Source organism: Thermococcus sp., from assembly GCF_015523185.1.
Classification (GTDB): Archaea; Methanobacteriota_B; Thermococci; order Thermococcales; family Thermococcaceae; genus Thermococcus.
Genome location: NZ_WAKV01000056.1, coordinates 21131 through 35144, shown reverse-complemented (window position 1 = coordinate 35144; position 14014 = coordinate 21131). Strand labels below are relative to the sequence as shown.

Genomic DNA, 14014 nt, shown 5'->3' with positions numbered 1-14014 from the left:
CATCCTGGCCCTGCAGCAGGGGCCAAGGGTGGGGGTGTTCACCCATTAAAGGGGAACGTGAGCTGGGTTTAGACCGTCGTGAGACAGGTCGGATGCTATCTACCGGGGGTGCTGGCCGCCTGAGGGGAAGGCTCCCCCAGTACGAGAGGAACAGGGAGCCGCGGCCTCTGGTCTACCGGTTGTCCTACAGGGCATAGCCGGGCAGCTACGCCGCGTCCGATAAGGCCTGAAAGCATCTAAGGCCGAAGCGGTCCCCGAAAATAGGCGGCCATTCCTGGGCGTTTGGGCCTGGGTGACCGGTCCGTTGCCCAGGACGAGGGCTCGGGAAGAAGACCCGTTTGATGGAGCGGGGGTGTAAGCGGGAAGGGAAACCGACCCGTTCAGCCTGCCGCTCCCAACAGCCCGAGTGCCCCGGGCGGGGCGTCTGATAGACCAGCTCGCCTATGCACGGCCCTCATGCGACTTAACTTTGCCATTCTCTTCTGTAGGACTCAATGATAAGGATTAAATTCCCTTGTCGTTCTTATTCCGGTGATTTCGATGAAACTACTAGTTCTCGATTTAGACGGCACCCTCTGGGACCATGAGGATGCTTCGGTTTTGGTTCCTCCTTCCGAGTTTAGGGGCAACTGTCTCATAGACTCTACTGGTCAGGAGCTATGCCTTTTTCACGGCGTTCGCGAGTTCCTCGACTGGGCAAGCGAAAGGTTCGTTCTGAGCATAGCCAGTTGGAACCTCGAGGATAAGGTGAGGTGTATTCTTGAAGGCTTTGGCCTCTGGGACTACTTCCTGTTTCCAAAGATTGAGGGACATCCAAACAAGGCCGACATGATAAGACGGACCCTTGACGAGCTGAGCTCAATTGGATACAATATTGAGGAGTCATTTACGTGGATAACAGAGATATTCACGTCGATGAGATTAGGAGGATACTTCCCTCAGTTAACTTTGTGCACATGTGGGTGGATGCGAAATCTTTTGAAGAATTAAGGGAACTCCTTGAAAAGCTGGGGTGATTGTTATGGAGCTGTTGGTTATCAGAGACAAGCGCATTGATTACGACGGCTCGGCAATTAAAAGCCACTGGGCCTACAGGAACTTTGGAATCTTGGGCAACTCCCTCGTCGTCTTCCGCGGGAAGTGCGACGTTAAAGTCGAGGAGATGATTGACATAGAAGATTTGAGGGCGAGCAAGGAAATCAAAAGCGACGATATGGTGCACTACATAATCGAAGTCTTTGACCTTGTCAACACCCTCTTTGCCTCAACTCTCCAGAAGCTTTTCATAGCCAAGCTCTGTGAAGTTCTCGGTGAATACGGGATAAAGACTATCAGAAAGGGCGACGACATCTACGTCAGCGGGAAGAAGCTCAGCATCTCAATAGCCACAGTTTCTCCTGTCAGCGTCAAGATTCACATTGGGATAAACGTGGAAGCCAGGGGAATCCCCGCGGGTGTAGATGCCATCGGTCTCAAGGAGCTCGGCATTACTGACATTGATGACTTTATGGAGAAGACCGGAAAAGCCCTCGTTGCTGAGTTCGAAAAGGTGAAGAAGGACAGCCTTAAGGTTCGGTGGGCTCAGTAGATGAAAAACAGCAAACTTCCAATGAGCGGAACTGCAAGGTTGTCGTCGAGCCAGCCCTGATACTCTGCCAGCGTCAGTATTCCGGCCCACACAATCTTTTTTATTATCCCTCCATCAAGGAATGCAAAGGCTATCAGAACGGCGGTAATTAGGTAGGCCATGCTCCCGGTCCAGTGCTTTTTCAGCTTTACTTTGAACCCGTGCCTTCTGAAGTAATGGTGCCTCACTATCCCAGTAACACCATCGCTTATCGCCATCGCAAGTAACAGAGCTGTGGCGTACTTAACCGGCAGAATAAGCGGGATTACCGAGGCAGAAAATGCGAAGAAAACCTCTCCGTAGTTGTGCTCAATCTGATACCATGAGAACTCTTTCTTTTTAATGTGTGGCCACAGCTGAACTAGTCCAAAGGCGAAAGCCGAAACGCTGAAGACTTTGGCTGGAATTTCTCCGTAGTAGAACATTAGAACGGCTGGAACAATGCTGAAATGAATTATCTTCCTGTTTATCCACGCCCATTCGTGTCCTAATTTCTGTGTCATGCATATTGCAAGGAGAATAATACCCGCGGCAACACCCGCGCAGGGTACCCATTCAATCATTTTTGTTCCCACGAAATGTAAATCCTGTTATCAGAAAAATTTTTCGTTTATCCTTTTACAAAGCTTAACGCTTAACCTTAAAAGTCCTTTTCCCGAGCTAGAGCAGGTGGTGAGGATGGTTCACTGGGCTGACTACATGGCTGAGAAGATAATCAAAGAAAGGGGCGACAAGGAGAAGTACGTCGTTGAGAGTGGAATCACCCCGAGCGGTTACGTTCACATAGGCAATTTTAGGGAGTTCTTCACGGCTTACATCGTTGGCCACGCCCTCCGCGATAGGGGTAAGAAGGTGAGACACATCCACATGTGGGATGACTACGACCGCTTTAGGAAGGTTCCGAAGGACATCCCGGCCGAGTGGAGGGAGCATTTAACAAAGCCTGTTCGTGAGGTTCCAGACCCGTGGGGCTGTCATGATAGTTATGCGGAGCACTTCATGGAAAAGTTCGAGGAAGAAGTGAGAAAGCTTGGCATCGAGGTGGACTTCCTCTACGCGAGCGAACTGTACAAATCTGGGGAGTATGCCGACGAGATAAGGCTCGCCCTCGAAAAGAGGGATGAGATTAAGGCAGTCCTCGACAAGTACCGCGAGAGGGCCAAACAGCCACCGCTCGAGGAGAGCTGGCAACCGGTGATGGTCTACTGTCCGAAGTGCAGGAAGGAAGCGGAGTTCATTTCTTGGGACGGCGAGTGGAAGGTCAAATATCGCTGTGAGCACTGCGGAGAGGAAGGCGAGACCGACATAAGGGAGGGCAACGTGAAACTTAGATGGCGCGTTGACTGGCCGATGCGCTGGGCACACTTCAAGGTTGACTTTGAACCGGCCGGAAAGGACCACTTAGCTGCTGGAAGCTCCTACGACACTGGAAAGGAGATATCCGAGAAGGTCTTTGGCTGGAAGGCCCCCATGACACTGATGTACGAGTTCGTTGGAATAAAAGGTCAGAAGGGCAAGATGTCAGGGAGTAGGGGTAACGTGATACTGCTTTCCGACCTCTACGAGGTTCTCGAGCCAGGCATAATCCGGTTTATCTACGCGAAGACGAGGCCAAATAAAGAGCTTAAGATTGACCTTGGTTTGGGCCTTCTCAACCTCTACGACGAGTTTGACAAGGTTGAAAGGATATACTTCGGCCTTGAAAAGGCCAAAAACCCTGAGGAAGAGGAGGAACTGAAGAGAACCTATGAGCTCTCGATGCCGAAGGTTCCCGAAAAACTGGTCGCTCAAGCCCCGTTCCGCTTCCTCGTAACTCTCGTCCAGATGCCACACCTTGACGAGGAAGGCATAATCAAAATCCTCCAAGAGCAGGGGCACGTTCCAAAAGAGCTGAGCGAAGAAGACCTCGAGAGGATAAGGCTCCGCATAAGACTTGCCAAAAACTGGGTTGAGAAGTACGCGCCCGATGACGTTAAGTTCACCCTGCTCGAAAAACTCCCAGAGGTTGAGCTCGAGCCGGAAATCAGGGAGGCAATGCTTGAAGTGTCAGAATGGCTTGAAAGGAACAAGGAATTCACGGTTGACAAGCTGAACAACGTTCTCTTTGATGCTGCTAAAAAGCGTGGGATTCCAAGTAGGAAGTGGTTCAAGGCACTCTACAACATCTTCATCGGCAAGGACCGCGGACCGAGGCTCGCTCCTTTCTTGGCTTCCCTCGATAGGGAATTCGTTATCAAGCGCCTCCGCCTCGAGGCCTGAGCTATTTTTTCGGGATGTAAACTTGAAAGTAGCTGTGCTCGTTTATTTTTTCCTCGGCAATCTTTTTGAAGTAGAGCTTTGCCAGAAGTTCAACGGCTGTCTTTCCCCAGACGTTGAACCTGACGCGGAAGGATTTTTCCTCGCTCTGAAACTCTATGAGAACGGTTTTCTCGTCTTTGTCTGGTAGAACCTTGCTAATCCAGTACTCGGCACCGACAACCTGTCCATTCATTAGAACCGGGAGGAGCTCCCTAAGGTCCGTGAACTGTAGGAGTAGCTTTCCTCTGGGTTTCAGAACTCTGGCAATTTCTCGAAAGGCCTTCCCGAGTTCCAAAGGCTCAAAGTGCACGAGGTTGTCAATGAAGAGGACGTAGTCGAAGGAGCTGTTCTCGAAGGGCAAATTCCTGGCATCGCCTTTAACGAACTCGACCCTTGAGCCCTTCTCCTTCGCGAAGCTTTGTGCAAGGGACAGCATGTAATCGCTGTTGTCAACTCCAATAACTTCGAACCCAAGGTCCTCGAGGAGGAAGGAAAATCCTCCTGCACCACAGCCGAGGTCGAGAACTTTGCCCTTTTCTTTCATAAACTTTACAAGGAGTGGCTCCAGGCTTTCAATTCTCCTTTTGTATTCGTCGGAGTATATGTCGCTGTATGCCTTGAATGCCGAGTAGTACTCCTCGAACGTCATGTTTTTGAATTCTCGCGTTCCCTTAAATAAGTATCCAAAATTTCCGGTGGTGGTCGAGGTGATAAGGATAAGTGCCCCTGCCCACCTCCACACCGGAAACCCGGACTTGAGCGGTGACATGGGAAGGCTTTATGGAACGATTGGCTTCGCCATCGAAACGCCGAGGCTTGAGATAGTGGTCAGGGAAGCCGAGAAGGACACCTCAAACGATGAAGATGCTCTCAGGTTCCTCAAACGTTTCAGAGAAAGCTACGACTTTCCTCCGGTTGAGGTTACCATTAAGAGTTACATCCCTAAGTGGGTCGGAATAGGCTTCCATACGACCCTGGCCTTGAGCCTTGGAAAGGCAGTTAGCGAGCTCTACAACCTCAACCTCTCGCTCGATGAGATTGCCCTCGCGATGAGGCGTGGCCTAATAACGGCCCTCGGCTTCTACGCGGTTAAGGTCGGCGGCTTTATCTACGAGGGAGGCTTCCCTGTGGACAAGCGCGAGAAGGTGGTCCCTCCCCTTATTTTCAGGGGTGAGATGCCGGAGGACTGGCTCTTCGTCGTTGCCATACCAGAAACACCGAGGAAGACCCTGGCTGAGGTCAGGAAGAGGGAGGACGAGATACTGGGCAACCTGAGGAGGATGCCCTTTGAACTGGCCGACAGGCTCTCGAGGATTGTCCTCATGAAAATCCTTCCAGCTTTTGTAGAGCGCGACATCAAAACCTTCGGTGAGGGTCTCTACCAGTTCAACCACCTCCTTGGCGAGTTCTGGAGCGACTACCAGGAGAACGTCTACTGCTGTGACGTAGTCAACGAGGGAATAAAGCTGATGCTTGACAAAGCTTACTGCGCCTGCCAGACGAGCTGGGGACCGACTTTCTACGGCCTCATTGAGGGGGAAGCTCAGGCCGAGGAACTAAGGGCAATGGTTGAGTCCTTCCTCCGCGAGAACGGCGACGGCGGTGAGGTCTTTATAACCCGCACCGACAACCGCGGGATGGTGGTGGAGCGTGGTTAAGGCCGTTGGTATAGACTCCGGGACGAAGAGTATGGACTTCTTTGGCTTCGACGACGAGACGGGGGAGATAATCATTGACACCTCCGTTGACAGGAATAAAGTGACCGAGAACCCGGCTGTAATCGTCGAGCTCTTGAGGGAAGTTCAGGAAAAATACGAAAAGATTGACGCTATAGTCGGCCCCTGTGGCTACGGAATGCCGCTGAAGCCGGCAAGAGAAGCCACCGATGAAGAGATAGCCCTCGCGACCTTCATCACCGAGGCCGACGTTAGGAGGAGGCTCAAGATAGTCGGTCTGAGAGAGTTAATGTTGCTCCTCAGAGAAGCGAGGGATTTAAACGTCTACTTCACGCCCGGCGTCATACACCTTCCGACGGTTCCCGAGTGGAGAAAGGCCAACAGGATTGACCTTGGAACAGCGGATAAGGTCTTCACCGTGGCTCTTGCGATGGTCCGAGAGGCGGAGCGGAAGGGCATCCCCTACTCCCAGACCAACCTCATTGCCGTTGAGGTCGGCTTTGCCTATACCTCGGCGATGGCAGTTAAGAATGGTCAAATCGTTGACGCCATGGCCGGAACTGCCGGCTTCCCGGGCTACCTTGGAATGGGTTTCATGGACGGTGAGCTCGCCTATGCTTTGGCAAACGCCTTGGACGACTTTGGAAAGTTAGCCCTCTTCCAGGGCGGTGCCTCTTACATAGCTGGAGTGGACCCCTTCTCAATCTCCCTGGAGGAGTTCGTGAAGCTCGCGAAAGAGGATGAAAGGGTCGGGAAGGGCTACAGAGCCATGGTGGAGGCCATAGTCAAGGATGTCTTTGCCCTACTGCCCTCGGCAAAGCCGGAGTCAATCTACATCAGCGGCCGCTTTTCAAGAATTCCCGAGTTCTTCAGTGATGTCAAAGAGGCACTCAACGGGGCCTTTGAGAGCTACGGTTTCTCCATCGAAGTCCTCAAGCTTGAGAGCAGGGCGAAGGCCAAAGAGGCCGCCGAGGGGAGCGCAATAATAGCCAACGGCATCGCCGGCGGGACCTACGCCCCGCTGGTCGAGAGCTTAAAGCTGAGGGAGAGCTCGGGCTCTATCTTTGACTGGGTAAACATGAAGGAACGCGATAAGCTCAGGATTTTCGAAAAGCTAATCCTTTAGGCGAATTTTTTTGAGCTTAGGTTTTTATTTCTCCCCTCTAATTTTCCCCGGTGGTGCTCATGGAGTTCAACCTCATCATTACTGGTGTCGGCGGTCAGGGTGGATTGACCCTCTCTAGGATAATCGGAAACGCGGCAATGGTTGAAGGCTACAACGTTAGGATAGGCGAGACCTTAGGAATGAGCCAGCGCTACGGTAGCGTTCTGAGCTATCTGCGCTTCGGCGAGGAGGTTTATTCCCCCCTCATCGAGGAGGGCAAGGCCAACCTCATGCTGGCACTTGAACCTGCTGAAGCTTTGAGGAACGCACGCTTTTTAGGAAAGAAGAGCGTTGCTATAATCAACGCCTACCCCATCCACACAGCGACCACTTTAGTCGGTAAGGAAAAGTATCCAGAGCTCGGCGAGATAAGGGACGCTATAGGAAAAATCTGCCCGGTTCACATGACTAACTTCCAGAGGGAGGCTGATAAGATAAACCCCCGCACTTTGGGCGTTCTGATGCTCGGCTACGCCTACGGCAAGGGTCTAATCCCTCTCAAGCGCGACTCCCTGCTTGAGGGCATAAAGCTCACCCTCCGCGAGAGGCTCTGGGAAATGAACTTCAGGGCCTTCGAGCGCGGCGAGGAGCTGGCTGATAAGTAAGCCTTCTCCTTATTCATCGTGCTTGATGAAAAAGGCGTAAAAGAGTGCCGTTGCGAAGGCATAGAGGAACGCGGTGGCGTAGAAGGGATAGGCCAAGGAAACCGCGAAAAGAGTTCCGCCTATTGAGTTTCCTATTCCCCTCATAAACGTTGAAAACGCCTGCTGGATTCCGTTGGCTGTTGCCTTCTCCTCGGTTCTAAAGAACCCCATCATAAAGGAGCTGTTTATGGGCCAGATTATGTTCATGAGTATTGCCCTGAGGACGTAGATAGCTCCAGCTAAAGTAAAGGTCTTTATTGACGGGAATACCACGAAGAGGAAGGTGGCCGTCCCCTGGAATGCTGTTATGACCTTTACAGGCCCGTATTTCTTGACGAGCTCGGGCAATCCAAAGGAGCCGAGGCCCATGGCCAACTGCTGGAAGAAGAAAATCCAGCTTATTGCCTGAAGGGTTTCTCCAAAGCGGAGCTTGAAGTAGAGGCTCATAAAGGGTATCGTTATCCCCGCGCCGAGACCTATGAGTGCGCTCGGCAGGGAGAACTTGAGGATTTTGAGAACGAGGGCCTTTTCCCATCTAATCTTTCTTTCTCTGACAACGACGTCCCTGACCATAAGCAGAGCAGGGATGACGAAGACGAACTGGAGGAGCGAGAGGGAAAACGTTATTCGGTATGCGGTTTCCTCAGCAATGGACAAGCCCATGAAATAGCCAGGCAGAAAACCCGCGAGGAGAACCCCCAATGAGTTGAAGAGGGTTCCTAGTCCGAAGCTCTTGGAGAAGGCCTCGTGTCTTCTCTCATCGGGAACGAGCTCGCTTAGGTAGGCGTTGTAGTTCGGTTGTCTTAGCCCCATGTTTACCCCAACGAGGACAAAGCCTAGAAAAAGAACGAGGGAATTTATGGCTAGTACCTGAAGGAGCCTCCCTGTTAGGCCGAGAAAAGCGCTCAGGAGGAGGGTTTTTCTGTAGCCGAGACGCAGGGATATCGGACCAGCGAGGAGGAAGAAAAGTCCCCCCACAATTGTTTGCGCCGAGAAGAAGGCACCCATGGCCTTCATGTTGTATCCTAGGACCTTTAAATAGAAGGGCATTATGAAGAAAGAAAACCACAGGAAAGTCTGACCCAGTGCGTTTGCTCCTATGAGTATTTTCGCGTCCCTGCCGTACTCTGAGAGCATGGTAAAACGTCTCTCATAGCGTTTATAAGCTTATCGAAATGAAACCTTTAAGACCCTACCTCTATATATCGTTGGTGTCAGCTATGGAGTTCAGGAAGATACAGTTCACAGGGCGAAGCTCATACATAATTTCTCTTCCAAAAAAGTGGGTTAGGGAGCATGGTTTAAAACAGGGGGACACGATACCACTGGTTATAAACCCCGATGGGAGCATCACTATATTTCCAAGCGAGCCTAAGGAAGTTAGCGAAAAGAAAGTTCTGACGCTTTCAAGGGAGTTCTCCCCGGACATGGCCATCAGGCTTGTAATCTCAGCCTACATTCAGGGTTACGACGTTCTTGAGATTCAACTAAATGAGGAGATGCCGATTTACAAGGTGAAAATCAGAAAGGTCCTCCAGAGCCTTCCGGGCGTTGAGATAATCCTCGACGAGCCGACTAGAATCATAGCTAAAAGTCTCCTTGACGAGGACGAGGTGAACCTCGCTGAGCTCCTCAGGAGAATCCGCTCTATAGTAGTTTCGATGCTCGGCGACCTCGAACTGCTCATCAGGGGGGAGAATGGCGAGATAAAGCGGGATATAAACGACCTCGAAAACGAGCTCGACCGCTTCTACTTCCTGATAATAAGAACCGTCAACAGGCTTCTCAGCAAGCACACCGTTACCGAGGAGAGCGGAATTGTGAAGAGAACTTTCGACCTCATGGGAATCCTCTTCATAGCGAGGGAAATCGAGAGGATAGGCGATCACATCATCAGAATCGCCGAGAATCCGGATGAGATTGACGTTCCCTACCTGAGGGAGAAATTCGAGGCCATGGTTGTCCAGATTGAGAAGCGCGATCTCAAGGCCATAGACAAGCTAATGCTTGAAATCCGTGCCACGATTAAGGCTACCGATTACAGGCAGTCGATAGCGAAGGAGAGCTTCAGGAGGGTTCTTGAGTACATCGAGAACATCGGGGAGACAATAATAAACATGTCCCTCAGCTGATTTTTTCTCGTTTCCACAATTCTTTTAACCCTTCGAGGGAATTTTTTCCGGTGGTTCTAATGGTCGCGATAATAGTCCATGGCGGTGCCGGGACTATCAAAAAGGAGGAGAGGATACCAAAGGTTATAGCTGGTGTTAGGGATGCTGTTCTTGCCGGCTGGCGCGAGCTTAAGAGGGGCTCAGCTCTGGATGCCGTCGAGGAGGCGGTAAAAGTTCTCGAGGACAACCCGCTCTTCAACGCGGGAACCGGGAGTGTTCTAACCCTCGACGGAAGGGTCGAGATGGACGCGGCAATAATGCGCGGAAAAACTTTGGATGCCGGGGCTGTTGCCGGAATCTGGGGAGTTAAAAATCCGATAAGCGTTGCCAGAAAGGTAATGGAGAAGACTGACCACGTCCTCCTAATTGGTGAAGGTGCCGTAAAATTCGCGAGACTTCTCGGTTTCGAGGAATACGACCCCACAACCGAGGAAAGGCTGAAACAGTGGAAAGAGCTCAGGAAAAATCTCCTTGAGAAGGGAGAGACCAAGCACTGGAAGAAGCTCAACGAGCTGATAAGGGAGTATCCCGAGGTCCTGAGGAGCACTGTCGGAGCGGTGGCTTTTGACGGGGAGGAAGTCGTTGCGGGGACCTCAACAGGAGGGGTTTTCCTTAAGATGTTCGGTCGCGTTGGTGACACACCGATAATCGGTGGGGGAACATACGCCAACGAAGTTGCCGGGGCTTCATGTACTGGCCTCGGGGAGGTTGCCATAAAGCTCGCTTTAGCTAAAAGTGCCACCGACTTTGTAAGGCTCGGTATGGACGCACAAACAGCCAGCGAAGCCGCGATAAGCCTTGCGACCAAGTACTTCGGGAAGGACACTATGGGTATAATCATGGTTGATTCAAAGGGTAACGTCGGCTTCGCGAAGAACACCAAGCATATGAGCTACGCCTTCATGAAGGACGGCATGGACGAGCCGGAGGCTGGTGTTTAGTGGGTTCGATGAGGAACGTCTGGCTTTTGAACTTTTCAACGTTCTTTTTCTTCCTCGGGATAAGCGTGGTTACTCCTGTTGTTTCCCCCTTTCTGGTTAGCTTAAGGGCTGAACCATTCCTCGTGGGCCTTATCGCCGGAATAACCTCTTTCCTTTCTCTGGTTTCGAAGCCGATAGGCGGTGCCTTCGGGGACAGGGGTTACCGCTTCCATGCCCTCGTTGGGGGTAACTTACTAGGTCTTTTCGCAGGGGTTCTCTACGTGGTCTCTGCATTAAGCGCAAACGTTTACCTCTTCGCCTTCGCAAGGGCAATACATGGCTTTTCGATGGGCCTGTTCTTTCCCTCCAGTCTCTCAACGGCGGTTGATTTGGCTCCTGAAGGCAGGGTCGGAGAAACACTCGGCTGGCGTGGGATGATGTTTTCCCTAGGGAATATAGTTGGCCCCGCCATAGGTGGTTATGCCTCCGATGCCATAGGTTTCTCGGGGACCTTCGCTCTCACCGCCCTGTTCTCGGCAGTTGGAGCGGTCTTTGCCCTCGTGGCATGGAATGAGGCAGGAGATATAGCTAAGCCGAGGGAGCATGAGAAGGCCAGCTACCGCGAGCTCCTCAGGGTTTCCTTCGTTTCAGCATCGCTGACGCTCTTTCTCTTCTCCGTTAGTTACGCGGGTGTTACAACTTATCTGCCAGCTCTCTACAAGTCCCTCTCGCTTCCCCAGAGTCTCTTCGGTTACTACATGATGGTGATAGGGCTTTTCTCCTTTATGACGCGGGTCATCGGCGGTAAAAGTGCCGACAGGAATGGGCCCGTTCCCGTGATAACCCTTGGACTAACCCTCCTTCTTGCCGGTTACATGCTCCTCAACGTTTACATTCTCCCCCCAATGGCCTATATGAGTGCCGCCCTCATAGGGGCCGGCTTCGGTCTGGCGGTTCCTGCCATGCAACTGATGGCCCTGGGGAGCCTTCCCAAGAGAATACGGACGATGGGTTCGGGGATATACACGATGTTCTTTGACCTTGGGACATTAGCGGGTCAGGTGAGCCTCGGCTACGTCGCCCAGCTTAAGGGCTACTCCGGTGTCTTCCCGCTCCTGCCACTCATTTTGGGGGCTGGCTTTATAACCCTCTATGCTCCAGCTTTGTGGGGGAAGCTGAATGCTCGTTAGGGTCTCCTACGGAACCGCGATAACTATGGGTTTAATCAAGGCTAAGCTCATGGCCAGGCCAACGACCGCCTACCTCATGACGTACTGGTCCGGTAAGTGCTCCAACGACTGCGCCTTCTGCGCCCAGGCAAGGACGAGCAAAGCTAACCTTGACAGGCTTTCCCGTGTGACGTGGCCGGCCTTTGAGCTTGAGGAGGTGGTTAAAGCCCTCCCTAACGGCCGCTTTGGAAGGATATGCCTCCAGACCATAAACTATCCGGGCATGCTCGACGACGTTTTTGTCCTTCTCAAAGCTTTTAAACCCCTTAAACTGCCGATTTCCGTTTCAATAACTCCCGTTGATTCGGAAACTCTCGAGCGTTTCAGGGCTCTTGGTGTTGACTACGTTGGCGTTGGCCTTGATGTAGCGAGCGAGAGACTTTTCAAAACCCTCAAGCCTGACTTCAAGTGGGAAGAGATGTGGCGCTTTGCAAAGGATGTTATTGACGTACTCGGCGAGGGCAAGGCCTTTGTCCACGTCATAGTCGGTCTCGGAGAAACCGACAGGGAGCTAATCGAGACCTTCGAGAGAGCTTATTCATTAGGTGCGGACGTTTCTCTCTTTGCTTTCACTCCACTTAATGGAACGAGGCTTGAGAACCTCTCACCACCAGGTCTCGAGCGCTACCGGCGGATTCAGCTCGCCAGATGGCTCGTGGAGAATAGCTTAATGGACAGAATACTCCTTGAAGGCGATGAAATAGCGGGCTTTGACCTCGATGGCCTCAACGTTCCGCCGTCCGTTTTCTCAACCCACGGCTGTCCTGCATGTAACAGGCCCTACTACAACGAGAGGCCGAAAAGAGAGCCCTACAACTTCCCGTTTCTGCCTGAAAAAGGGTACGTGGAGGAAACGCTCACTCGATTAGGCTCTCGAAGACCTCGTTGAATTCGGGTAAGATGAACTTTTCCCTCACCTTTTCTCCCTTTGCGAGCTTCACGAGGGCCAGAGTGAAGCGGTGCAGTTCCTCGTCTTCCTCAATTAGCTTGAGCGTTGCTTCCATGTTCTCCGCGAGTTCACTGAGGCGGCTTTCCCTCTTGATTATCGCCAGTATGTCGCCAAGTCTCTTGACACCGAGCCTGTAGTGGTCCTCGCTTGGGGCCCTGAGTATGGCTCTGAGGGCGCACTTAACTGCCCCTCGGTAGTTATCCTCCTGGAGGAAGATGTCGGCCAGGCGGAAGCAGGCCTCGAAGTAGAACTCCGGCTCGACTTCTAGGCTCTCGTGGAGTATCTCGTCGAGCTTCTTCTTTGCGGTTTCGAGGTCCCGCCTGTTTTCCGCCTCGATAGCCTCTCGGAAGAGCCTAACTATTCTCTCGCGCCTGTTAAGGGGTTCGTACTTAATCACCATATCTCTCCCCCCTGCTCTCATGCCAGGCCTTCTCAAAGTCCGGCCATATTTCATCAAAGCTCCTGTTAACCCTCCACCTTCTCCTGAAGGCGTTAATTATGACACTCAAATCTCTCTTCAACAGCTCGTAGCTCTCGGGGTTGGCGGTTGTGAGGTGTTGTGCCCAGTCTATTATGAGAACGTCATCTCCCGTCAGGACGACGTTGAACTCGCTCAGGTCGGAGTGGACTATTCCAAAGCGCACTATCTTGAGGTACTCCTCTAGGATTCTGTCGAGGAAGTTTTCGGCTTCCTCTCTGGTGAGCTCGTCGTCCCTTAGCTCGGCCAGTTCGGTTCCCTCAACGAACTCCATTACCAGAACGTGCCTGTTCCACGCTACCGGCTTTGGAACCCTCGCTATTGGGCTAAGAAGAACCAGGGCGTCGTACTCCTTCTTGGCTATGAGCCTTGAAATGTAGAGCCAGCTTGTGTGATGTTTATCCGAGAAGACGTGCGAGTGGTAGCCTGCCCTCCGTGAGGCAGTTCTTCCGCCTACCCTGTTGAACTTCACGGCGACCTTCTCGCCGGTTGGCGTTATTCCAACGTAAACGTCGGCGTCCTTTCCGACACCTACCTGTGTGGTGCTTATGGCTTCCACCACGCCTTTTCTCGCCAAGGCTCTTATAGCCAGAACGTCGTAACCGTGTATTGTCAGCTGGTAGCCGATGTATCCTATGTCGCTCCTCCGCCTGACCAGAGACATGTCGTCCAGCTTGCCCAACCGGAAGGATGCCGTCTCAACGTCCACCCTCGCGAAGCGCGCTATGTTCTCTAGTGGAACCCACTTATGGTGCCTCATGTTAAGCTCTACTCCCCTGAGGATTCTGAAGTCTAGGTCGTGGAGGCTCGGGTAGGCCTCTAGGGCCAGCAGTTTGCTTACCATCTCTCCTCTCCTC

The 14014-nt window shown here is 52.3% G+C and carries 15 protein-coding genes and 1 rRNA gene; 11 read left to right on the top strand and 5 right to left on the bottom strand.

Going from position 1 to position 14014, the window contains the following annotated elements:
* The 3 genes from F7B33_RS06500 to F7B33_RS06490 form a co-directional block, all read left to right on the top strand.
* A 23S ribosomal RNA gene (locus tag F7B33_RS06500) occupies positions 1–418 on the top strand; the annotation flags it as partial.
* Between the two features lie 122 nt (positions 419–540).
* Positions 541–990, top strand: a complete 450-nt coding sequence (locus tag F7B33_RS06495) for a magnesium-dependent phosphatase-1 (protein WP_366927522.1) — start codon at positions 541–543, stop codon at positions 988–990.
* A 31-nt stretch (positions 991–1021) separates the two neighbouring features.
* Positions 1022–1588 (top strand): DUF366 family protein, encoded by a 567-nt coding sequence (locus F7B33_RS06490; protein ID WP_297073859.1) that lies wholly within the window; start codon positions 1022–1024, stop codon positions 1586–1588.
* On the opposite strand, the gene F7B33_RS06485 is transcribed toward F7B33_RS06490, so the two are convergent.
* Positions 1582–2190, bottom strand: coding sequence for a hypothetical protein (locus tag F7B33_RS06485; protein ID WP_297073858.1), 609 nt, complete (start codon positions 2188–2190; stop codon positions 1582–1584). The two genes, F7B33_RS06490 and F7B33_RS06485, sit on opposite strands and share 7 nt — an antisense overlap.
* A gap of 115 nt (positions 2191–2305) precedes the next feature.
* Between F7B33_RS06485 and lysS the strand changes: the two genes are divergently transcribed.
* Complete coding sequence (gene lysS, locus F7B33_RS06480) at positions 2306–3886, top strand: lysine--tRNA ligase (RefSeq protein ID WP_297073867.1); 1581 nt, start codon at positions 2306–2308, stop codon at positions 3884–3886.
* A gap of 1 nt (position 3887) precedes the next feature.
* Here lysS and F7B33_RS06475 read toward each other — a convergent pair whose 3' ends face one another.
* Positions 3888–4574: a class I SAM-dependent methyltransferase gene (locus F7B33_RS06475; protein ID WP_297064217.1), complete on the bottom strand. Its 687-nt coding sequence runs from the start codon at positions 4572–4574 to the stop codon at positions 3888–3890.
* Between the two features lie 58 nt (positions 4575–4632).
* On the opposite strand from F7B33_RS06475, the gene F7B33_RS06470 reads away from it, so the two are divergent.
* Genes F7B33_RS06470 through F7B33_RS06460 form a run of 3 tightly spaced genes read left to right on the top strand, consistent with a single transcriptional unit; the run spans position 4633 to position 7371 of the window.
* On the top strand, positions 4633–5583 hold the full coding sequence (locus F7B33_RS06470) for a beta-ribofuranosylaminobenzene 5'-phosphate synthase family protein (RefSeq protein WP_297073865.1): 951 nt from the start codon (positions 4633–4635) through the stop codon (positions 5581–5583).
* Entirely contained in the window at positions 5576–6727 is a 1152-nt protein-coding gene (locus tag F7B33_RS06465) for a DUF1464 family protein (RefSeq protein WP_297073857.1), read from the top strand. Before F7B33_RS06470 ends, F7B33_RS06465 begins: the two co-directional genes overlap by 8 nt.
* Positions 6728–6786: 59 nt before the next feature.
* Positions 6787–7371 (top strand): indolepyruvate oxidoreductase subunit beta, encoded by a 585-nt coding sequence (locus F7B33_RS06460; protein ID WP_297064228.1) that lies wholly within the window; start codon positions 6787–6789, stop codon positions 7369–7371.
* A gap of 9 nt (positions 7372–7380) precedes the next feature.
* Here the strand turns inward: F7B33_RS06460 and F7B33_RS06455 are convergent, their stop codons facing one another.
* Positions 7381–8547 carry an MFS transporter gene (locus tag F7B33_RS06455; protein ID WP_297064213.1) on the bottom strand — a complete coding sequence of 389 codons (1167 nt, stop codon included), beginning with the start codon at positions 8545–8547 and terminating at the stop codon, positions 7381–7383.
* 83 nt (positions 8548–8630) lie between these two features.
* On the opposite strand from F7B33_RS06455, the gene F7B33_RS06450 reads away from it, so the two are divergent.
* Genes F7B33_RS06450 through F7B33_RS06435 form a run of 4 tightly spaced genes read left to right on the top strand, consistent with a single transcriptional unit; the run spans position 8631 to position 12619 of the window.
* The gene (locus tag F7B33_RS06450; protein ID WP_297064225.1) at positions 8631–9542 is read left to right on the top strand and encodes a phosphate uptake regulator PhoU; all 912 of its coding nucleotides are present in this window, start codon (positions 8631–8633) and stop codon (positions 9540–9542) included.
* Positions 9543–9601: 59 nt separating this feature from the next.
* The gene (locus tag F7B33_RS06445; RefSeq protein ID WP_297064223.1) at positions 9602–10522 is read left to right on the top strand and encodes an isoaspartyl peptidase/L-asparaginase family protein; all 921 of its coding nucleotides are present in this window, start codon (positions 9602–9604) and stop codon (positions 10520–10522) included.
* Positions 10523–10530: 8 nt separating this feature from the next.
* Entirely contained in the window at positions 10531–11691 is a 1161-nt protein-coding gene (locus tag F7B33_RS06440) for an MFS transporter (protein ID WP_297073856.1), read from the top strand.
* Positions 11681–12619: a radical SAM protein gene (locus F7B33_RS06435; RefSeq protein WP_297073855.1), complete on the top strand. Its 939-nt coding sequence runs from the start codon at positions 11681–11683 to the stop codon at positions 12617–12619. The genes F7B33_RS06440 and F7B33_RS06435 overlap by 11 nt, the downstream gene beginning before the upstream one ends.
* On the opposite strand, the gene F7B33_RS06430 is transcribed toward F7B33_RS06435, so the two are convergent.
* Positions 12588–13079: a hypothetical protein gene (locus F7B33_RS06430; protein WP_297065817.1), complete on the bottom strand. Its 492-nt coding sequence runs from the start codon at positions 13077–13079 to the stop codon at positions 12588–12590. The two genes, F7B33_RS06435 and F7B33_RS06430, sit on opposite strands and share 32 nt — an antisense overlap.
* The gene (locus F7B33_RS06425; protein WP_297065814.1) at positions 13069–14001 is read right to left on the bottom strand and encodes a serine/threonine-protein kinase RIO2; all 933 of its coding nucleotides are present in this window, start codon (positions 13999–14001) and stop codon (positions 13069–13071) included. Before F7B33_RS06425 ends, F7B33_RS06430 begins: the two co-directional genes overlap by 11 nt.
* Positions 14002–14014: the final 13 nt, after the last annotated feature.